Raw genomic sequence first — 22,282 nt, 5'->3', positions numbered from 1 at the left:
ATTGCCATGACCGACATCCGCGCCATGACGGGACGCAAGGTGCAGCCGCTCGACAGCGGCTGGGAACTGGCGCTGTCGCCTCCCCAGGCATGGCAGGCGCCCGGCGGGCTGGGTGACGCAGTCTGGTTACCCGCACTCGTTCCTGGAACGGCCGCCGGTGCGTTGCGGGCTCTCGGACAGTGGAGCCTCATTGAGCCGCAGCCGTTGCACGACAAGGACGTCTGGTATCGGCTCCGCGTCAATGGACAGGGCAAGCGCAAGCTGCGGTTCGAAGGGCTCGCGACGTTCGCCGAGGTTTTCCTCGACGGCCGGCTAATTCTGACCGGCAGTTCGATGTACGAACCCTACGAGGTCGACATCGGACTCGGCGGCGAGCATTGGATCCATATCGCCTTCAGGAGCCTCCGCAGGGTGCTGGCGGGGACGAAGGGGCCACGTCCGCGCTGGAAAACCATGATGATCGAGGAGCCGAAGCTGCGGTTCCTGCGCACCACGCTGATCGGGCATATGCCCGGATGGTGCCCGCCGGTCGATGTGGTCGGCCCGTATCGGTCCGTGCTGCTCATCGAGGAGGGGACGGTTCGTGCCGGCAATGTCGATCTGCGCAGCCGGCTCGAACACAGCGAAGGCGTTGTGACGGTCGCGCTCGATCTGTCGGGAGTGGCCGAAGGCGTGACGCCGGTGCTGCACTGCGCGGGGGCGGAGGCGTCGCTGAGACTGCTCGGCGCCGAAGGCCAGACGACGCGCTGGCAGGGCACGTTGCGGATTCCCGATGTGGACCTGTGGTGGCCTCACACCCACGGCAACCCGACGCTGCATGCCGTGACCATTGACGTCGGCGCCGTTCGGATCGATCTCGGGGAAGTCGGATTTCGCCGGGTCGAAGTCGACCGCGGGGCTGACGGAAATAGCTTCACGCTGCATGTGAACGGCGTCCGCGTGTTTTGCCGCGGCGCGTGCTGGACGCCGATCGACGTGGTCAGCCTGCAGGCCTCCGATGCGGACTACGCCCGGGAGCTTGGCCTGATGCAGGCTGCCGGACTCAACATGCTCCGTCTCAGCGGCACCATGGTCTATGAAACGCCGGACTTTCACCACCTCTGCGACAGGCTCGGCATCATGGTGTGGCAGGACGCCATGATGGCCAATTTCGATTATCCGCCGGATGCAGCCTTTGCTGACATCATCCGCAGCGAAATCAAGACGCTGGTTCGCCGGCTGGGCGCGTCGCCGTCATTCGTGGTGATGTGCGGCGGCAGCGAGGTCGGCCAGCAGGCGGCGATGATGGGCCTGCCGCGCGAGCTGCGCGACGTGCCGCTGGCGGAATCCGTCATTCCCGAGGTCCTGGCGGACTTGAGTGACGTCGCCTATGTGCCGGGCTCGCCGTCCGGCGGCGCGCTGCCCTTCGTCGCCGAAGCCGGCCCGTCGCATTATTACGGCGTCGGCGCCTATCTGCGGCCGCTCGACGATGCGCGCCGTGCCAATGTCCGCTTTGCCTCCGAGTGCCTGGCTTTCGCCAACCTGCCGGATGATCGTCACTTCGCCGAGCATCGGCTCGATCCTGCCAGCGATCCGGACCGCTGGCTTGCCGGCGTGCCGCGCGACGGCGGCGCGTCCTGGGATTTCGACGACGTGCGCGAGCATTACCTGCAGGCGCTGTGGAACGAGGACGGCCGCAGCCTGCGCCACAGCGATCCCCGGCGCTGGCGCCAACTGTCGCGCGCCATTGCCGCCGAGGTGATCGAACGGACCATCGACGAATGGCGCCGTCCGGCCTCCACCACTGCGGGCGCGCTGCTCTGGCTGTGGCGCGATCTGCAGCCCGGCGCAGGGTGGGGCCTGGTGGATTGCGATGGCCGTCCGAAATCGACCTTCTACGCCCTGCGCCGCGCCGCGCTGCCGTTGCGTTTGTCGATCACGGATGAAGGCACCAACGGGCTTTATCTGCATCTGGTCAACGACACGCCGGAGGCGGTCACGGGCAGCCTTGCCTTGCGTTGCCTCCGAGACGGCAAGACGCCGGTGATCGAAGCCGAGCGCCACGTGACCGTGGCGCCGCACAGCGGGCTTTCCATCGGCGCGTTCGCGCTGTTCGACCGGTTCTTCGACGCCGGTCATTGCTATCGCTTCGGACCCGCGGCGCACGATACCGTGCATGCCACGTTCGCAGCCGAGAACTCCGATCGACCTCACGAGGCCTTCCATTTTCTGGGCCCCCCGACGTCAGCGGCGGATCAGACGATTGCCGTGGCGCTCGGGGAAGACGCGGCCGGTTTCTTTCTCGACTTGCAAGTCCCCACGGCAACGCGCTTCGTTGAAATCGCGGACAACGAGTTCCTGCCCGACGACAATTATTTCCATATGGCCTGTGGGCATCGCAGGATCGTGCGCCTGGCGCCGCCCCGGCATGCGTCCGGTCATTTGCGTCCGTCGGGGCGGGTCTCGGCGCTCACTCTGAGCGGTGACGTCAACTACTGACCAAGCGGCGGTCCGCAATTCTCGCCGACGCATTCGAATGGGACCGCCGGGCCGGCACGCGCCAATGGTCAGAAGGCCGCGCGGACGTCTCACTTAGTTGGAAACAACAATCTCCGCGCTGTGGAGAAAAGACTAGTCTGTCCATTAGAACGTAAGCGTCGTTCCGGCGCCACCTTCCGGCCAATGTGCAGATCTGCGATTTTGCGGTTACGTCGAACCGCAAGGCTTAGAATGGACACAGTGGATAGTGCTATCACCAAGCCGGTTCGCCGGCTGGAGGTGTTCACCGGTGCGGGGCGCCGTCGGACATGGAGCGACGCGGACAAGGCGCGGGTGGTCGCGGAGATCGAAGCCAGCGGCGACTCGGTTTCCGGGGTGGCACGCCGGCACGGATTGTCGCCGCAGCAATTGTTTGGCTGGCGCCGGCAAGTCAAAGAATCTCAAGCGGTCGTTTCCAAGGATGACGAACCACGGTTCGTCCCGGCGGTCATCGATGCGGCACCGTCCGACACCGGGGGGCCTCGGCAGCGCAAGACGCGGCGACAGCATCGGGATGAACCGCCCGCCGGAATGATCGAGGTTGCGATCGACGGCGTGACGGTGCGCATCGGCGCGGGCGCCCCGGCGGACACGATCGCCGCGGTGTTGCGGGCGCTGAAAGCCGGCGCGTGATCGGCCCGATCGGCCCGACCGGCGCGGTCCGCGTCATGGTCGCGACCAGACCTGTGGACTTCCGCAAGGGCGCCGATGGGCTGGCGGCACTGGTGCGCGAGAGCATGGCGGCGGATCCGTTCTCTGGCGCGGTCTACGTGTTCCGCGCCAAGCGCGCGGATCGGATCAAGCTGGTGTATTGGGACGGCACGGGTCTGTGCCTGTTCGCCAAGCGGCTGGAGGATGGCATCTTCCGCTGGCCGAAGATCGAAGACGGCGTGATCCATTTATCGGCCGCGCAATTGTCGGCGCTGCTCGAAGGGCTGGATTGGCGGCGTGTCCACACGGCGCGCGAGACGGTGACGCCGGCGCAGCCTGGCTGACGCCTGTTGCTGTGGCAAAGTGAATCAGCAGCATCGAGCACGTCGCAAAATGCCGGTAAATATGCTCTGATTTGATCATGCCGCGCGACGCATTGCCCGATGATTCCGAGACGCTGAAAGCGATGCTGCTCGCCGAGCGGGTGCAGAACGAACGGCTGCGTCAGATCATCAGGGACCTGCAGCGCCACCAGTTTGGCCGCCGGGCGGAGACGCTGCCAGAGGACCAGATGCTGCTGGGCCTGGAAGACGTCGAGCAGGCGTCGGCGCGTGACGCCGCAGAAGCTGAGCAGGCGACACCGGCCGCACGACGGGCCGGAGCTGCGAAGCGTCGGGCCAACCGCGGCGCGCTGCCGGCGCATCTGCCGCGGATTGAGACCACCATCGACATCGACGACAAGACCTGCCTCTGCTGCCGGGGCGCGTTGCACCGGATTGGCGAAGACAAGAGCGAGCGGCTGGATATCGTGCCGGCGCAGTTCCGGGTGCTGGTCACGATCCGGCCGAAATACGCTTGTCGCCAATGTGAGGATGGCGTCGTGCAGGCCCCGGCGCCGGCGCGGCTGATCGAGGGTGGGCTGCCGACCGAAGCCACCATCGCCCAAGTACTCGTCTCCAAATATGCGGATCATCTGCCGCTCTATCGGCAGTCCCAGATCTATGCCCGCCAGGGCGTCAACCTCGACCGCTCGACGCTGGCAGACTGGGTGGGGAATGCCGCCTGGCATCTGCGTCCGTTGCACCAACGCCTGCTCGAAAAGCTCAAAGAGCGGCCAAAACTGTTTGCCGATGAGACGACGTTGCCAGTGTTGGATCCCGGCCGCGGCCGCACCAAGACCGGCCAGTTATGGGCCTATGCCGCCGATGACCGGCCATGGAATGGATCCGATCCGCCGGGCGTGGCCTATGTCTACGCCCCGGACCGCAAGGCCGAGCGGCCGATCATCCATCTCGAAGGCTTCAAGGGCATCCTGCAGGTGGACGGCTATGCCGGCTACCGCAGGTTGGCCGAGCGCGGCGACGTGCAGCTCGCATTTTGCTGGGTCCATGTGCGGCGCAACTTCTACAAGCTCGCCACGCCCGGTCCTGCGCCGATCGCCAGCGAAGCGCTTCAGCGCATCGCTGCGCTGTATGCGATCGAGAAGGAAATCCGCGGCCGCAGCGCCGAGGAGCGTCGCCTGGTTCGGCAGCAGAAAAGCCGACCGCTGATCGACGCCTTGGAGAGTTGGCTGCGCGCAAAACTCGGGCTGATCAGCCAAAAGGGCAAACTCGCCGAGGCAATCAACTACGCCCTGTCACGTTGGGCGGGCCTGGCCCGCTTCCTCGACGATGGCCGCATCGAGCTCGACAACAACACCGTCGAGCGCTCCATCCGCCCGATCACGCTGAACCGGAAAAATGCCTTGTTCGCGGGCTCCGACGGCGGCGCCGAGCACTGGGCAACGATCGCAACGCTGATAGAGACCTGCAAACTCCACGACATCGATCCCCTCGGCTATCTCTCGGATGTTCTCGCCAGGATCGCCAACGGTCACCCCAACCGCGATATCGAAGCGCTACTGCCGTGGGCCTACAGAAAGCAAGACCTCAGAGCCGTGGCTTGAGGACGACGCTTACATTAGAACGCTCGAAACCCCGCGTTTTGTGGGTTTTTCCTAACCCGCGTTCGAGTGTAATGTCCATGAATTGCAGCCTAGTTTGACCTTCAAAGAAGCAAAAAAAGCTCCCGAAAATGGGAGCTTTTAGTTTATCGGGTGATTGCTTAGATCTTAAGGTCAGATCGTTTGTAAAAAGTAGCTTCGAGACCCGCCAATTCCTCAGCCGGCATGATGTTGTCCGCTGCCAGTTTCCTCCGAACCCAACCGCCTTGGCGACCATCCCTCAGATGATTAAGAGAGACATAATCAAGGCGAAAGCGTTCAAGTTCCGCAAGCGGGAAAACAATTCGTGAACTGCGGTTTACAGGATCCGCGCATCGGATAGTTTTAATAATACCGCGGCGAGCAATCTCGCGAAGAACGGGTGCTGTGATCTGCAAAAAATGGCCTGCCGGGACGGCCGTCAAGCCTTCAAATGTTGGTCCTCTCACTACGGCTTTGACTTCGTCGAGTCTTAGCACGAGCGCTTCAATTCCTTTCACTTCGGGTAGCCTACCAACCCAGCTCACTTTCCGATCAAGAATCAGCTGAATGACGTCAGAAAGTGACCGCAGAGCATAGCGAGCGACGGATCGAATTTTCATGACGTTCCCATTTTCCTTTTTGATCGGTTGGGCATTGATCGAAAGATTGTCCAGGAACTGATCGATCTCGTAGTCAAAGTATCGGTCGCCCCTTTTACCGCTGGTAACGCGATGGCGGTTGGTGAGGCCCGCCTTGAGCAAGACATTCATGGAGACTTCGCTAACGTTGAGGCGCTCTTGAGCCTGCAAAAGGGTCAAGCTATGCTTTTCGCGCAGAACGACTCGTTCTACGTCAGCAACATCGATCAGAACGTCGTGATCTGTAGCTGAAGGATCTGGCACCAATCCTTCGACCTCAAGCGCTTTCCGAAGACGCTTGGCGTAAACTCCATAAAACTTAGCTGCTGTTTGGATCGAGTGTAGCCGACGGGTCTTCACGGGCACGCCGAACAGGATTTCGCCAGGTCCAATTGGGAACTTTGACAAGATGTGATCGGTCACGATCGCATGTACCGGTGCGTACGTCGCCTGTTTCAAACCATGGGTCAGACGGGAAAAAGTTTGCCATAGACTGAGGCAGGGCCGGAGGTCTTCCAGCCGCCCACATATTCACGGTCTAACTGGGATAGGAGTTCAAGAATTCCTTTGGCACCTTCTTTGACAATTGGAAATCCAGCGACTGCCGCCGTACGCCTATCCTCATCACTCAAGAATCTGAGTTTCACATCCTTGCCGAAAGCGGAGACGGCCCCAACCAATTCAGTGAGGTACTCGGCCGCAAAGAATTCGAAATTGTCGAGCCAGCAATCGGTCGTCTTTCCGTAAAGGCGATCGAGTAGATAAATCTCGAACTCAGAGGCAGCGCGCTGGGACGTATCCTCAATTAGATCAGCCAATCGCGGTACGAAAGGCGTGACAATCTGCGACCAATCGTGCCGGATCTCAGTAGGTGTACCTTCCGCCACGGTTACGAGCGCCAAAGAGTGGATGGCACAAGTGCGGATTGTCCGAATCTGCCTCTAACTGCACTTGCCGCAGTTCCTCTCGCAGATCGCAAGGTGAGCTTCGGTGAATGATGTTGATCGACTGTCGTTTTCCGGTTTCGCTTTCGTAAACCGCGTCAACGTCAAAAGTGCATGAGTCGAACTGTCCCGTCGAAAACTCAAGATACCAGTCGCGCCACCCGTCAGGATTGAATATTCTGACCGCCACTATCTCGTCATATCGCTTGATGACCCGACGCGCTTCTTCCACGGACATCGCCGGGAGTTCAAATTGATTGTCCGGGCTTTCGGTCTCTAGGACGGTCGTGATCATGCAACTTACTCCGATGACAGGACCAAGGGTGCAGGTTGCTGATGCATGGCACGAGACCGATTCATTATTGAATGTGTGAATAAGCACCGACGCGGGGCCCCGAGTTGCACGAATGCCAACCTATTGATCTAGCGAGCGACTAGGTAAAAATGGGATCCGGATCGGCGCCGATCCGGATCCATCCCGAACAATTTCCCTTTGCCAGATCAAAGTACTGCGATCATCCGAGTGGGGTCCCATTCGGTGCTTATTCACACCAGAGGCCGAAGCACCTATGAACTACCTAAAACGCCGTTCGGTCCTCCCGTTCTGTCTCTGGCTCCTTTGCGTCTATACGTGTGTAGGCTTGCGTCCGGATGTCGCGGTCGGTGCCGAGGGCGAACAGCAAAACTATGCCATTCCATCTCAGGACCTGAAGGCTGCCTTGAACGCTTATGCCGAGACAAGCGGGCTGCAGGTCCTCTACGAGACCTCGCTGGTGGCGGGGCGCGTGTCCGCCGCCGTCACGGGATACCAACTATCGAAGGCCGCACTCGACAAGCTGCTATCGGGGACCGGCCTCGTCGGACGCCGAACGGATTTCGACGCGGTGACCGTCTCCCTCAGGCCGCAGGAGAGGGCGGAGCTGCTGTCCGATCAACAGCGCATGTTTCTTGGCCATGTACAGGCAGGGATCATCGGCGAGCTTTGCAACAGCGTTGAAACACGGTCCCGCGACTACCGGATCGCCGTCCAGCTTTGGCTCACCGACTATGGGACCGTGCGGCGCGCGAAGTTGCTGAGTTCGACCGGAAGTTTTCGTCGCGATGATGCAATCGCCCAGGCCCTTCAGCGCCTGAGCATCGGCGCTGTTCCGCCTCCGGGGATGCGACAACCGCTGACCATGGCCCTGTTGCCTCACGAGCCCGGTTGCGAGCCATGAAGTCGATGTGCTTCGCCTTGTAGCAGAACCGTCACAAAAGCGGGCTACATAGCGGCGCATCGGGGTGAGGGTTGTCTGGACGTGTGTTCTTTGCCGACATCTTCCCGGTTGTGGTGTTTGGGTCGCGGGGCCACGAGCTGGTGTGCGCCAATCCAGAGCGCCGATACGGTCGCGGCGCGATGAGCTGGGCGTCGCTGCGCGACTTGCTGACCGCCCGCTATGACGATTTCCGTGCGCGGCTGACCCGAAGGCTCGGCTCCGAGGAGCTGGCAAGAGAAAGTCTGCAGGAGACCTGGCTGCGTCTCAATCGCAGCGACGAGATCGGCATGGTGCAGAGTCCGGCCGGCTATGTGCTGCAGGTGGCGATGAACATCGCGACCGATCGTCGGCGCAGCGAACAGCGCATGTCGCGGCAGCATACAGGCAATGTGCCGCTCGATGCGGTGCCAGACGATGCGCCCGGGCCCGAGCGCGAGATTGAATCCCGGTCTGAGCTGGATGCGCTCAACCGCGCCATTGCGACTTTGTCGCCGCGGACCCGCGAGATCCTGATGGCCGCGCGGATCGAGGGACTGTCGCAGAACGAGATTGCCGATAGGTTCGGCATTTCGGCGCGCATGGTGCGGTTCGAACTGCGCAAGGCGCTGGATCACTGCGAAGCCTGCCTGGCCGATCACGGGGGCGACGAGCCGCCTCAACGGTGGCTAACATGAGCGGCCCGGTGCCAGATCCAGTGATCGTGATAACGGATGACCCCGCTGATTTGCGTGCGCGCGCCAAGGATTGGGTCGTGCAAATCGCGACATGCGATGCGAGCGAGGCCGAGTTGCGCGAATTCGAGCGCTGGCGCTCGGCGAGCCCTCAACATGCCGAAGCCTATGCGCAGGCGGAGAGGCTGTGGCGGATGCTCGAAGCTCCGTTACAGGCGGCGGGTCTTCAGAGCGGGAAGGCAAGCGCAGCGCGAACACGTACGATTGGCCGGCGTGGTTTCGTCGGCGGCGCCATCGCGGCATCGGTCGCAGCGGCGGGCGGCGCGATGCTGGTCCGTCCGCCGCTCGGTTTGTGGCCGTCGCTGTCGGAACTTGCATCTGATTATCGGACGGCTGTGGGAGAGCAGCGCAAGCTGGACCTGGCCGGGGGTGTTTCGGTGGAGATGAATACGCGTACAAGCCTGAATATTGGTGCGAGTCGCCCGGATCAGCAACGCATTGAACTCGTCGAGGGCGAAGCAGCGGTCACGGCAGGAGCGATGCCCGTTCGTGTTCGGGCCGGTGGCGGCACCGTTGCTGCGGCCAATGCCCAGTTTGTGGTGCGGTGCGACGCGGCGGGCGTGCAGGTGACTTGCCTTGCGGGCCGCGTCGATATCGCCGTGGGTGGAAAAGACGCCGATATCGGCGCCCGGCAGCAGATCGGCTATGGTCACGATCTCGGCACGGTCGTGAGCGTCGATCCCTTCGTCGCCGCCGGCTGGCGCGATGGCATGCTGGTGTTTGAGAACAAGCCACTCGCTTTTGTCATCGATGAAATCAATCGCTACCGGCCAGGTCGCATCGTGCTGACAAATGCCGAACTCGGCCGGCGTCAGGTCAGCGCACGCTTCAAGCTCGCGCGCCTAGACGCGGTGGCTACCCAATTCCGGGAAGTGTTCGGCGCAAAGGTCACAACACTTGCGGGTGGCATCGTTATCGTCGGCTGATTGCGACGATCACGTGACGTATATCGCGTTGTCCACACAGTATATTTTTGCGGTTTGCGTTTCCGCTTTCCGCAGGGGCGAGCGTCCTTAAGGCAGCCGGGGAGTCCGGCGAGCGCGTTGGTCGTCTGGTCCGCGCGCGGCTGCCTTTTTGAAAGATTGTCCAATGCTGCCTCGCATGTCTGTCTCCCAGTCTCGCTGTCTTCTGCGTCATAACAACAAGTCTGGCATGCAGGGGGCGCGGCGTTGGCTGCTCGTGGGGAGCAGCGGGCTTGTAATCGGCATGATGCTGGTGTCGGGCGATGGGGTCCATGCGCGCGCGCTGAATGGCGGCTCCACAGCGCCGTCAGCGCCGAACCTTGCGTCAGACGCAGCGGCCTATGCGGCGCAGCAGGCGGCTGCAATGGCGAGGCAGACGCAGAACTCGCTGGCGCGTGCGGCGCGTACGATCCAGGACATTCAGGGGATGCAGGCTGCGGCGCGTGCGACGGCAGCCGCGCAGCAGACGTCGCTGACGGCGCCCGTCGCGGTGCCAAATGGTCTCGGCGCCGACGGCCTGCTGCCGAACATGCCGGCGGGTTGGAGCGGCGCCAACACTCCGACGCAGGGCGTCGATAGTGCAGGCCAGACCCAGGTCGGCATTCGCCAGACCAGCCAGCAGGCGATTTTGAACTGGACGTCGTTCAATGTCGGCGCGCGCACCACGCTGACCTTCGACCAGCAGGGCAATGCGAATTGGGTCGCGCTCAACCGCGTCACCAATGCCACCGCGCCGAGCCAGATCCTCGGCAATATCAAGGCCGATGGCCATGTCTATGTGATCAACCAGAGCGGCATCGTCTTCGGCGGCAACAGCCAGGTGAATGTCGGCTCGCTGGTCGCCGCAGCAGCGAAGATTACGGACGACCAGTTCCTCAAGGGTATCTATTCGACGCAGACTGGCGCGACCTGGACGCCGAGCTTTACCGAGGCGCTCGGTGCGATCCACGTCGAGGTGGGGGCGCAGATTACAACACGCGCGCCTGCATCGGTGACCGCGGGCGGCGGGTCGGTCGTACTGCTCGGCCACTCGGTCGGCAATGCCGGTACAATCTCGACGCCGAAGGGGCAGGCACTGCTCGCCGCCGGTGACAGTTTCATTCTGCGCGCCGGGTTCGGGACCGACGGAAACACCGCATCGACCACGCGCGGCAATGAGGTGTCGCCGGTCATCAATGTCGGAAGCACGAGCGGCCGGGTCGGCAATACGGGTCTGATCTTCGCGCAGCAGGGCGATATCACTCTTGCGGGTCGCGAACTGGTGCAGAGCGGGGCGCTGATCTCGACGACATCAGTCAACACCCGCGGCACCATTCATCTGCTGAATGCGGCGTCGGACAGCGCAGGGAGCATCACGCTTGGCGCCGGCAGCCTGACCAGCGTGGTTCCCGAACTGGATAGCAGCGAGACCGCGCTCGACAGCCAGCGTGACGCGCTGATCGCGGCCTCTGCTGCCGCCAATCCGGCCCGCGCCGGCAGCTCCGTCGGGGCGTTCGACAACCTCTCACTGCTGGCCGACCGCCAGGATCAGTCCCGCGTCGAGATCGTCACTGGCGGAACCGTCATCTTCAAGGGCGCTTCCTACACCGCGGCGCAAGGCGGCCAGATCGCAGTGTCCGCGAACAAGCGCATCTTTACGGAAGATGGCGCCGCGCTCGATGCATCGGGCGTGCGCAACGTCGCGCTGGCGATGGCGTCGAACAATATCAAGATTAACGTCCAGGGCAATGAACTCAGGGATTCGCCGCAGAACCGCGATTCCAACGTGCTCAAGAACAACGATGCCTGGATCGATGTGCGCAGACTCACGCTGGTGCCGGCCGGTACCGGCGGCTATGCCAGCGATCGCTACTACACCGCGGGCGGCTTGCTCGAAGTCGGCGGCTATCTCGGCAACATCGCGCATACGATCGGGGAATGGTCGGCGGTCGGCGGAACTATCACGCTGGCGGCACCCGAAGTCGTCGCGCGGCAGGGCGCGAGGTTCGACATTTCCGGCGGGGCGCTGGATTATGCGGCGGGCTGGATCCGCTCCACCAACCTCGTCGGCAGCGACGGCCGCCGCTACAGTGTCGACACGGCGCCGGCAAACATGACGTTCACAAGCTTCGCTGGCGGCTTCACCCGTACCCATAACATCCAGGGCAAGGTCGACGATCGTCTCACCGAGACCTGGACCACCATCTTCGACCGCGGCCGTACCTCGCTGCGCTGGGAGGATGGCTACAGCGTCGGCCGCGATGCCGGCAACCTCGTCCTCTCGACACCCACATCGATCTTCGAGGCGGATATCATCGCCGATGTCGTCAAGGGCGCGCGCCAGACCAGTGCGCGCGCCGCGGGCCTCTCCGACGGCTACAAGCAGGCGCAGAACGCAGCGCCGCTGCAGGGCACGCTCGGGCTCGGCCGCTATGACGCGACGCCAAGCCAGGTTGCCGCCTACGGCTCGGATGTCCGCTTCAGCAATGTCGCGGCCATCAGCGCCGGCCTGTCCGCCACCGACCTCCTGCCGTCGGTCCGCACCAACACCGCCTGGTTCGATGCTGGCCATCTCAGCGAACAGGGTCTCGGCGGCCTCACGATCGCCACCAGGGGCTCCATCGCGGTCGATGCGCCGCTGACGCTGGCCAATGGCGGCCAGGTCAAGCTGGTCGCGCCGACCGTCGATATCAGTGCCGGCATCGTCGCCCGCAGCGGCAGCGTCACAGTCAAGACAGATATCCTGGGTATGGTCACAACCCCGCTCACGATGCCGGGCGTGACGCTGCACACCGGCGCGATCATCGACGTGCGCGGACTCTGGACCAACGGTCTCACCGATCGGAACGATCTCTCCGGTCTCGCCTATGTCGATGGCGGCAGCGTCACCTTCGATTCCACCCAGAACGTCACGCTCGCGAGCGGCAGCACCATCGACGTCTCTTCCGGCGCCGCCATCCTGTCGACCGGGAAAACGCGCGGCGGCAAGGGCGGCGACGTTACGCTCTTGGCCGATCAAGGGAATGTTCGGTCTGGCGGCCGGCTGACCCTTGACGGCGAGATCGCCGGGTTCGGCGTCTCAGGCGGCGGCAAGCTCAGGATCGAATCCGGCCGGGTGATCGCGATCGGAAGCAAGGCTCAGCAAAGCGACGGCGATGCGAGCCTCGTGCTGAATCTCGATGCGTCGCTGTTCCGCAGCGGCTTCGCCAGCTACAGCGTCAACGGCCACAAGGGCCTGGCGGTCGCCGATGGTGCGACGATCGACGTCACCATGCCGGTCTATCGTTACACCGCGGGCGCGTTCGCCGTGGCCACGGGAAGCGATCCGTCTGCGGGCCTCGAGCTTTGGACGCCGCCGCTGTATCTGGAGGATTCCGCCAAAGGCCGGCTGACCCAGCGCGGCGGGGCCAGCCTGTCGCTCTCCGCTGGCGTCCTATCGTCGGATCCGGCGGCGGTCGGTCTGGTCGCCGGCAAGGGCGCGGCACTCACCGTCGATCCCGGGCAGTCGATCGATATCTCCGGCGTCGGGCAGGTGACCGTCAACGGCACGCTGAACGCCTGGGGCGGTTCGATCCGCATCGGCGGCGGTGGCGGCATTTCTGACAGCAATTCGATCTGGATCGGCCAGACCGCCGTGCTCGATGTCGCAGGCCGCGCCTTCAGCGCCGTCGATGTGCGGGGGCGACGCTATGGCACGGTGCTGGACGGCGGCAGCATCACCATCGGAGGAACGATCAATCTGTCGTCGGGTCAGCCGGGCGGTCCCCTGGCGTTCGTCGTCGTGCGCGACGGAGCGCTGCTCGACGCATCCGGCGCCGCGGCGACGTTGGATCTGTTGAATGGCGGTCCGACCGAGGTGGCCAGCCGTGGCGGCGCGATCTCCTTCGCATCCTCCGACGGCTTGGATCTCCGCGGAACCTGGCGGGCTAAAGCGGGAGGCGCGGGTGCTGCCGGCGGCACGTTGACGGTCAGTCTGGGCACTCCGGAATATCGGGATGTGAACGCCAAGGGATACCGCTCGCGCGATCTCATCGTGACCCAGACGGCACCGATCAGCGCGCTGGCGGCCGACGCCACGCCGGCTTCGGCCAACGGCAGCCTGGTTTTTGGAAAGGCCGCGATCGGCGCCGACCAGATCGAGGCCGGCGGCTTCGGCAATCTCAATTTGCTCAGCTACGGCATCATCGCCTTCGATGGCGACGTGTCGCTGGCGATGAGCCAGAGCCTGCAGTTGTTCTCGACGTCGCTGGCGCTGGCGGAAACCTCAAAGGCCGACGCCCGCGTGACCCTCTCCGCGCCCTATATGCACCTCTCGGGCGTGCCTGATATCCGGTCGGACGGCAGCGGCCATCTACCGGTCATCAATGGCGGCATCTCATCGGCACGGCAGACCACCGCGCGGTTCAGCGCGACGGCGGGATTGCTGGATGTCCAGCGCTCCGTCACGTTCGGCGTCAGCGGCGCGGGACCGAGTTTCACGCTCGACCGGCGCGGGTTCGCGGATGTCGAGTTGCAGAGCAGCGGGGATATCCGCTTCCTGCACAGCGGCAGCCTGGCTCGGACCGTGCTCCAGACCCGTGGCGATCTCGTCCTTGCCGCGCAGCAAATCTATCCCGCGACCGGCGCAAGCGCCGAAGTCCGGGCCGGTTGGCTGAAAGGCCTCGACGGAAATCGTGCTTTTGATCCCGCCTACAGCCTCACCATTCGCGGCACCGGCCAGGCGCCGGTAGCCCAGCCGTTTTCGGCGTTCGGACTTCTCTCGCTGGGGGCTTACACGATCAACCAGGGCGGCGTGGTTCGCGCACCGCTCGGGACGATCGACCTGGGCAATGAATCCGGAGCAAACACGATCAATCTCCTGCCCGGCAGCATCACCTCGACCAGCTCGAAGGGGCTGGTGATGCCGTATGGCGGCACGGTCGATGGCATCGATTGGTACTATGCCGACAAGAAGATCGCGCTGGAAGGCGCTGTGTCCGCGACGCGCGGCGTCTCGCTCTTCGGCGTCAAGGTCGATGTCCAGAGTGGCGCGCTGATCGACTTGACGGGCGGCGGCGATCTGACCGGGGCGGGCTTCGTCAGCGGCCGTGGCGGCTCGATCGATGTGCTGCGCAATCCGCTGATCAAGGCCAATCCGGTCTATGGGTTCAGCACGTCCGGCAACGCCGTCTATGCCATCGTGCCGAACCAGGCGTCCGGCTATGCGCCGGTCGGTCCGGACGCCGGCGCCGGCAATCCGTTGGTCGGCCAGCAGATCACGCTCGACGGCAGCGTGCCCGGCCTGCCGGCCGGTACCTACACGCTGATGCCATCGACCTATGCGCTGTTACCAGGCGCCTTCCGGGTCGAGATCGCGGCGACGCCAGACTCGCGCGGTCTCATCGGCCAGGCGGCGATGGCCGATGGCTCTTACCTCGCCGGCGCGCGGCTCGGCGTCGCCAACACCAACATCCGCGACAGTCTTGCGCGGCAGGTGATCCTGACTCCGGCCAAGGTGACGCGAACCTATTCGCTCTACAACGAGACGAACTACGCCAGGTTTGCGCTGGCGGATGCGGCGCGTCTCGGCGTGCCACGCGCGATGTTGCCGCTCGACGGCCAGAATCTCCATCTCAACCTCGTATCCGGCGCGGGTGCAAACGCCTTCCGGTTCCACGGCGCGGTGGATTTCAGCGCCGGACAAGGCGGTTATGCGGGTTCGGCAAACCTGCTCGGAAGCAGCTCGAGCCGAGAGATCGAGATCCTGGCGGCGGGGGCGCCGGCGACCGAGGGCTTCACGGGCGTCTCGGTCTACGCCGACGACCTCAACGCGCTGTCCGCGCGCCGGCTGACCATCGGTGCCAAGCCGACCGTCACCTATGGCCAGACGGGCAATTACGTCGAGTTCGCGAGCTCCGACCAGACATTCGGCATCACGCTGCGCGAGGGCGTGATGCTGCGGGCGGCGGAGGTTTTCCTGCTCACGGGCTTTCAGTGGCCCTCCGGCCAAACGGGCGCGATCACGATCGAGGCCGGTGCCGGCATCAGCACATTGGGCATGGGGGCCACCCCGTTCGATTCGACGGACGGATTCATCTACACACCAATGAACTCCGGCCGTGGTGGCTCGATGCTTGCCGTGTCGAACGGCCGGTTGGACATATTGCCGGCGGATTCCTCCATCACATCGCAAGGTGCGATCCTGATCGGCGCCTGCGGCGCGAGCGGCAATTGCACTGCGCCGACCACGCTCTACTCCGAAGGCACGATCGGGTTCGCCACGACCAACCGCTTTGAGCTGGGCGACAATGTGCGGTTCGGCACCCGCAACCTCGCGCTCGGTGTCGGCGCGGTCAATGTCGGGACGCGCGAGGCGCTCGCCGCTGCTGCCGCGACGAACGTGCTGCCCTCGGGGCTCACGCTCAACCAGACGGTGCTCGACCGGTTGCTCAAGGGCGACACTTCGACCGGCGCTCCGGCGCTCGAAAGCCTGATTCTGACCGCGCGTGAAGCAGTCAACTTCTTCGGCACGGTGAAGCTCGACACCTATGACGCTTCGGGCAAGTCCCGCATCGCCAATCTGGTGTTCGGCACGCCCGCCATCTACGGGGCAGGTGGCGCCGGCGATGTCGCGACGATCCACACCGAAAACCTCGTCTGGAGCGGCGGCACCGGCGGTCCGGGCGCGGTCATCACCGGCGGCGCCGGAACCGGCAGCGGCTCGCTCGTCATCGACGCCGAACGGATCACCTTCGGCTACGGCCCCAAGACTCAGGTCAGCGGCGTGGACGATGCGGGACGGCTGACGCTCGGCTTCGCCAGCGTCAATCTCAACGCCAGCGATCGGATCACCGCCAATCACAAGGGAAGTCTCGCGGTTTACCAGAGCCAGGGCGCCTATGTGCCCGGTGCAGGCTACAGCTACAGCGGCGGCGCTCTCAACATCTCGACCCCGCTGCTGACCGGCGAGGCCGGCTCGGTCAACCGCATCACGGTGGGGGGCGATCTCCGTCACCGCGCCATCCGGCGCGATGGCCGGGACCGTGCTCGGAGCGGAGGCGTTGGGCGCCGAACTCGCACTCGACGGCGCGACCGTGTCGATTGCCACGGCGGTGACGCTGCCGAGCGGACGGCTGACGGTGAGCGCCACCGGCGACATCATGCTGTCCGACGCGGCGCGGATCGACATGGCGGGCCGCGAGATCACGTTCTCCGACGTCAAGAAATACAGCTGGGGCGGCGAGGTCATTCTCGAGAGCCGCAACGGCGACATCCGCCAGGCGGCAGGTTCGACCATCGACCTTTCGGCCAGGAACAATCACGCCGGCCGGCTGACGGCGTCGGCGCTCGGCGCGGGCGCCGGGACGGTGGATCTGCAGGGTGCGATCCTCGGCGCGACCAGCGGCCAATACGCTGCCGGCGGCACGATCGTGCCTTATCGCGGTGGCTTCATCGACGTGCGCGCACAGCGGCTCGGCGGCAGCGGCACGCTCAGCGACCAATTCGCCGCGCTCAACGCGCGGCTCAATGCGGGCGAGGTGTTCGGCGGGCGCAGCTTCCAGCTCAAGCAAGGCGATCTCGTGATCGGCGACGGCCTGCGCGCGGGTGACGTCAACCTCTCGCTCGACGGCGGCCACCTCACCGTCACCGGGACGATCGACGCCAGCGGCGCGGAGGTCGGATCGATCCGGCTCGCGGCCAATGGCGGCCTGACGCTGACCGGCAGCGCGGTGCTCGATGCCCATGGCGAGCGGCTGCGCGTCGATAGTTATGGCAAGATCATCGACAGCCCGAACCGGGCCATCGTCCAACTCAGCTCCGGGAGTGGAGTGTTGACGCTGGCATCGGGCGTGCGGATCGATCTGCGGCACGGCACCAAGGCAACCGTCGGCACCGCACCCGGTCAGTATGATGGCGTCCTGCGCGGTACGCTGGAATTGAACGCGCCGCGTCTCGGCGCCGACGACATCGCCATCGACGCTTCCGGTGCGCTGACCATTCAGGGCGCGCGCTCGATCGCGGTCAATGCGGTGCGGGTCTATTCCGGCGCCGAGGTGCCGGTCGGCCCGGAGACCACGGCCAGCGGCCGGCCTTATCAATTCATCGATCAGGACTGGCTGAATCACCGCCACACCGAAAGCAGCAACTTCATCAACGCAGCGCTCGGCAATGCGACTTTGATGAACGGCAAGCTGGCGGGACTGAACAACGCCGCCTATCGCGACGCCTTCCACCTGCGGCCGCTGGTCGAGGTGCGGACCGAGGGCGATCTGGTGGTCAAGGGCGACCTCGACCTGTCGGGCCATCGTTATGACGGGGTCAATCCGCACTTCCCGCACACGTCGGTCTATGGATCGGGCGAGGTCGGCGTGCTCACTCTGCGCGCCGGCGGCAATCTCGACATCTATGGCAGCATCAACGACGGCTTCGCGCCGCCGCCCGCCACACCGGACGACGACGGCTGGATCCTGCGGCCCGGTCTGGTGTCGTTCGGCGGCGATGTGATCGTGCCCAACGGCAGTGTGACGCTCGCCGACGGCACCACCTTTACACCCGGCCGCTCGCTCAATTACGATCTGCCGGTCAAGGCGCTGACCGTGCCGACGGGCACGCGACTGCCGGTCGCGGCGGTGCTGAACGGTGCCGTCCTCCTGCCGGCCAACACCATTCTGGCGGGCGACGTGTACGCGGCGGACGGCAGCCTGCTCTACGCCGCGGGCACACGTCTCGCGCAGGCCGTCACGCTCCCGGCCGGTACACGGCTCGCTGCGGGTTTCGTCGCGCCTGCCGCCCTGTCGCTGAAGGCGATGGTCTGGCCCAAGGGTGTCGCCCTGCCATACGTCCCAGTGCCATACACCGTGACGCTCGACGGCAACCTGACGCTGCCGATGGGCGGCCTGATCCCGTCGCAAACCGTAGTCAAACTGCCCAACGGCGCACTTTCCGTGCGATTGCGGCCGGCCGACGCGAACGGCCGTCAGGGCGCCAACTGGGCGGTGGCCAGCATGCTGCCGGCCGGCTCGCAGAGCTGGTCGATGCGGCTGGTGGCCGGTGCGGATCTCGGCGCCGCCGATAGCCGCATGCTGCGGCCGCGCGACGCGACCGGCAATCTGACGCTGGCCGATAGCCATTATTCGGTATTCGACAAGTACCAGAAGACCATCATTAAGGGCACGCCGGAACGGCCCGGCGGCAAATGGTATTGGACCGAACAAGGAGCGGCTGATTGGGAGGTGGAAGCCGGAGCCGGAACGCCAATTTCGAATGATTATGGCCCTGACGCTATTTGCGCCGACGTGGCCGCCTGGTGTGTGCACTACAATTATACCGTCACGGCGCTGGCCGTCGCAGAGTTGGAACTCGATACTGGATGGGCGTCGTGGGGGCTCCCAGGTCCGCTGAAAGCGGGCGATCCTGTGCCCGCCTTTTTGAATCTACCCTCCTCGGCTCTCCAGGTTACCTCGTCTCGCTCGGTGCGCCGATCCCCGCCACCCCGGATCAGGTGATCGTCGGCGATTTCATCGGCTATATTCCGTTCAATCCGATCTTCAGCGTGGTTCGCACCGGCACCGGCGATCTCGACCTCGTTGCCGGCGGCAATCTGGCCCAGCGTTCGCCCTATGGCGTCTATACCGCGGGCACACAGTCGCAGGGCGTTGGCGCGGCGTTCGATCAGCCACGGGCACTGATCCGCGATGGCAAGGTGCTGGGCAAGGAGGGCGCGGACTATGAAAGCCTCGTCAGTGGCGATGGCCGGCTCTCGCATGCCTGGTATCCGACGGGAGGCGGCAATCTGTTGTTGCGCGCCGGCGGCAATCTCACCGGCGATCTCTGGACACAAAGTGGCTATTCGGAGGAAATGCGCATCTATCAGAAGCCGAGCGCGGATCCCGTCAACTGGCTGTGGCGCCAGGGCCATGCGCCGGGCAGCGACGCGGGCGCGGCCTGGTGGATCAACTTCGGCAGCTATGTCAGAAGCGATGACTTTCCGACCTTCGAATACGACAGGCTGCCCTATCTGGTGGGGTTCACCGGCTTTGGCACGCTCGGCGGCGGCGATCTGAGAGTCGAGGTCGGCGGCAACGCTGGCGCCATCGACAGGATGAGCGGACGCAGCCAGGGACTGGTGCTCGCGGTCGGATCGACGGGCCGGGTCAACGCCCAGGGCGATCTGGTGTTGACGGGCGGCGGCGATCTCGATGTGCGCATCGGCGGGCGACTCAATCCCAATCTTCTGGCGACCTCCAGAGAAACTGGAGGGATAACTTTAAATCCGATCTCGCAACTGGATGGCGTGATCGCCAATTTGCGGGGCAATAGCTCTGTCAGCGCGGCGAGCATCGGGAATATCCGTTTGAAATACGGAGCCTATGCAGTCACCCAGAACCCCAGAGAGGTGCGCCCCTACGATCCCTTCACCGCGACTGCGGCCGACGGCGTCGGCGGGCCGACCCTGCTGCCGGGCGATGCGACCTTTGCCCTGACCACGCGCGCCGATCTGGTGGTCGGCGGCGTCATCGATGCCACCCGCCGCGAGACCATCGATCGGGATCCGAACACGCCTGCCCCGGCCTGGTTCAGCCTGTGGAGCGATCGGACCGCGATCGATCTGTTCGCCGCCGGCGGCAATCTGACGCCGGGCAATGCAAAGATGCCGCTCACCAGATTCGGTATCGATGTGTCTTACCCGTCGATCCTGCGCGCCGTCGCGCCGTCCGGCAGCATCTATGCGGCCAGGGATGCGTCCGGGAATGTGGCCGGGACGCTGCTCCTCGCGCCGTCGCCGCACGGCCAGCTCGAATGGCTGGCGGGCCAGTCGATCTATGGCGGCGTCGTGTCCCGATCCAGCGCCGACCCGGCAATACTCACGACGCCGTTCCGGCCCGCGACGCTGGCGAGCCTCGATCCGCAGGCGTTCAGGGACGAGAATAATCTGTTCGCCTTCGGACCGAATACCGCCTCGGGCCTATATTCTCTCGATCCCGCGCGCTTCTATGCGCTGGGCGGCGACATCGTCGGCCTGATGACCGGCGAATTGCAGACCGGCTTCAGTCCGTTCGGCGGCCTCGCCGGGCAGACTCTCTACAGCGCGGGCGGCGCCGTCTGGATGAAGGCCGGGCGCGACATCGTCAACAGCGGCCACAATCTTGGCGAGTCGGGAGTCGCTGCCACTGGTAGTAGCGACAAGGGCCAGACGAAGAGCAACCTCATCGTCCATAGCTCCGAGACGGATGTATCGATCATCTCGGCCGGCCGCGACATCATCTTCAGCTCCTTCGCCGTCGCAGGTCCCGGCACGCTGGAGATCAGCGCCGGGCGCAACATCCTGATGGAGAACCGCGCCAGCGTCACCTCGCTCGGCGCCTACAGTCCCAGCGACAGCCGCCCCGGCGCCAGCATCCTCCTGCAGGCCGGCGTCGGCGCTTCGGGTCCGGACTATGCGAAGCTCGCGGCGCTCTATCTCGATCCCGCCAATCTCGCGGTGACCGGCGTGCCGCTCGCCGAGCAGAAAGGCAAGGTCGCCAGAACCTACGAGAAGGAGTTGGTGGACTGGCTGAAGGAACGTCACGGTTTTGCGGGCACGGTCGAGCAGGCTCTGGCCTATTTCAACGCCCTGAAGCCGGAGCAGTGGGGCATCTTCCTGCGAACGGTCTATTTCGCCGAGCTGCGGGAAGGCGGCCGCGAGTACAACGACCCGACCAGTGCGCGCTTCAACTCCTATCTGCGCGGCCGCGCCGTGATCGCCACGCTGTTCCCGGGCAACGACTACGACGGCGACATCACCATGTTCGGCGGCGCCGGCGTGCGCACGCTGTTCGGTGGAAGCATTCAGATGCTGACGCCCGGCGGCAGTCAGGTGATCGGTGTCGAGGGGCAGGTGCCGCCGGCATCGGCGGGTCTGGTCACGCAAGGATCCGGCGACATCCAGCTCTACAGCAAAGGCAGCATTCTGCTCGGCCTGTCGCGCATCATGACGACGTTCGGCGGTGACATCCTCGCCTGGTCGGCGGAAGGCGATATCAATGCCGGACGCGGTTCGAAGACGACTGTGCTCTACACACCGCCGAAGCGCACTTACGATCTCTACGGCAATGTCACTTTGGCGCCGCAGGTGCCGTCGTCGGGCGCTGGCATTGCCACGCTCAACCCGATCGCGGAGGTGAAGGCCGGCGATATCGACCTGATCGCGCCGCTCGGCACCATCGACGCCGGCGAAGCCGGCATCCGCGTCTCCGGCAACTTAAATATGGTGGCGCCGCAGATCCTGAATGCCGCCAACATCCAGGTGCAGGGCAAGTCCACGGGCATTCCGACCGTGCAGGCCCCCAGCATCAGCGCCGCGCTTGCGACCTCGAACGCCACGGCGGCGACGCAGCAGACGCCGACGCCGAACCAGGGCAGCGGCAATGCGCAGCCATCGGTGATCATCGTCGAAGTGCTGGGCTATGGCGGAGGTAATGGCGGAGAGGAGCGTAAGATTGACGAGGAGGATCGCCGGTCCCGCGGCGAGCGGGCGCGGGGTTACGATGCTTCGGGCTCGGTGCAGTTCGTTGGAATGGGGCAGTTGTCGGAGAGCCAGAAGGACAAACTGACGGCTGAGGAGCGAGACCGACTGGTTGCGCAATAGGTGTGCAATGAGCGTGAACGTGAAAGTTGCAACG

General features: G+C 64.5%; 10 protein-coding genes and 1 pseudogene. 8 read left to right on the top strand and 3 right to left on the bottom strand.

Going from position 1 to position 22,282, the window contains the following annotated elements; genetic code table 11:
- Positions 1-6 precede the first annotated feature (6 nt).
- From ONR75_RS19030 to tnpC, 4 genes are all read left to right on the top strand, one after another.
- Positions 7-2,478, top strand: a complete 2,472-nt coding sequence (locus tag ONR75_RS19030) for a glycoside hydrolase family 2 protein (RefSeq protein WP_265078631.1) — start codon at positions 7-9, stop codon at positions 2,476-2,478.
- 231 nt (positions 2,479-2,709) lie between these two features.
- Positions 2,710-3,150, top strand: coding sequence for an IS66-like element accessory protein TnpA (gene tnpA, locus ONR75_RS32880; RefSeq protein ID WP_265078501.1), 441 nt, complete (start codon positions 2,710-2,712; stop codon positions 3,148-3,150).
- Complete coding sequence (gene tnpB / locus ONR75_RS19020; protein ID WP_265078630.1) at positions 3,147-3,512, top strand: IS66 family insertion sequence element accessory protein TnpB; 366 nt, start codon at positions 3,147-3,149, stop codon at positions 3,510-3,512. The genes tnpA and tnpB overlap by 4 nt, the downstream gene beginning before the upstream one ends.
- A gap of 77 nt (positions 3,513-3,589) precedes the next feature.
- Positions 3,590-5,113: an IS66 family transposase gene (tnpC, locus tag ONR75_RS19015; RefSeq protein ID WP_265078629.1), complete on the top strand. Its 1,524-nt coding sequence runs from the start codon at positions 3,590-3,592 to the stop codon at positions 5,111-5,113.
- A 158-nt stretch (positions 5,114-5,271) separates the two neighbouring features.
- Here the strand turns inward: tnpC and ONR75_RS19010 are convergent, their stop codons facing one another.
- The 3 genes from ONR75_RS19010 to ONR75_RS19000 are packed head-to-tail and all read right to left on the bottom strand — an operon-like array spanning position 5,272 to position 7,008.
- The gene (locus ONR75_RS19010) at positions 5,272-6,192 is read right to left on the bottom strand and encodes a hypothetical protein (RefSeq protein WP_265078628.1); all 921 of its coding nucleotides are present in this window, start codon (positions 6,190-6,192) and stop codon (positions 5,272-5,274) included.
- 44 nt (positions 6,193-6,236) lie between these two features.
- Positions 6,237-6,656, bottom strand: coding sequence for a hypothetical protein (locus ONR75_RS19005; protein WP_265078627.1), 420 nt, complete (start codon positions 6,654-6,656; stop codon positions 6,237-6,239).
- A complete protein-coding gene (locus ONR75_RS19000; RefSeq protein WP_265078626.1) occupies positions 6,634-7,008 on the bottom strand; it encodes a hypothetical protein in 375 nt (124 codons plus the stop codon). Before ONR75_RS19000 ends, ONR75_RS19005 begins: the two co-directional genes overlap by 23 nt.
- 274 nt (positions 7,009-7,282) lie before the next feature.
- On the opposite strand from ONR75_RS19000, the gene ONR75_RS18995 reads away from it, so the two are divergent.
- From ONR75_RS18995 to ONR75_RS32875, 4 genes and pseudogenes are all read left to right on the top strand, one after another.
- Complete coding sequence (locus tag ONR75_RS18995) at positions 7,283-7,930, top strand: STN domain-containing protein (RefSeq protein WP_265078625.1); 648 nt, start codon at positions 7,283-7,285, stop codon at positions 7,928-7,930.
- Positions 7,931-8,001: 71 nt separating this feature from the next.
- A complete protein-coding gene (locus ONR75_RS18990; protein WP_265078624.1) occupies positions 8,002-8,643 on the top strand; it encodes an RNA polymerase sigma factor in 642 nt (213 codons plus the stop codon).
- On the top strand, positions 8,640-9,626 hold the full coding sequence (locus tag ONR75_RS18985; protein ID WP_265078623.1) for a FecR family protein: 987 nt from the start codon (positions 8,640-8,642) through the stop codon (positions 9,624-9,626). Before ONR75_RS18990 ends, ONR75_RS18985 begins: the two co-directional genes overlap by 4 nt.
- Positions 9,627-9,852: 226 nt before the next feature.
- Positions 9,853-22,248: pseudogene (locus ONR75_RS32875) on the top strand (filamentous haemagglutinin family protein).
- Positions 22,249-22,282 lie beyond the last annotated feature (34 nt).

Source organism: Rhodopseudomonas sp. P2A-2r (assembly GCF_026015985.1).
In the GTDB taxonomy this organism is placed as follows: domain Bacteria; phylum Pseudomonadota; class Alphaproteobacteria; order Rhizobiales; family Xanthobacteraceae; genus Tardiphaga.
This window is presented reverse-complemented; position numbering and strand designations above follow the sequence as displayed.

What these genes read in the sequence shown, in the direction of transcription:
- ONR75_RS19030 (WP_265078631.1), top strand. Translation starts at nt 7, where the DNA reads ATGACCGACATCCGCGCCATGACGGGACGCAAGGTGCAGCCGCTCGAC.
- tnpA (WP_265078501.1), top strand. Translation starts at nt 2,710, where the DNA reads ATGGACACAGTGGATAGTGCTATCACCAAGCCGGTTCGCCGGCTGGAG.
- tnpC (WP_265078629.1), top strand. Translation starts at nt 3,590, where the DNA reads ATGCCGCGCGACGCATTGCCCGATGATTCCGAGACGCTGAAAGCGATG.
- ONR75_RS19000 (WP_265078626.1), bottom strand. Translation starts at nt 7,008, where the DNA reads ATGATCACGACCGTCCTAGAGACCGAAAGCCCGGACAATCAATTTGAA.
- ONR75_RS18995 (WP_265078625.1), top strand. Translation starts at nt 7,283, where the DNA reads ATGAACTACCTAAAACGCCGTTCGGTCCTCCCGTTCTGTCTCTGGCTC.
- ONR75_RS18985 (WP_265078623.1), top strand. Translation starts at nt 8,640, where the DNA reads ATGAGCGGCCCGGTGCCAGATCCAGTGATCGTGATAACGGATGACCCC.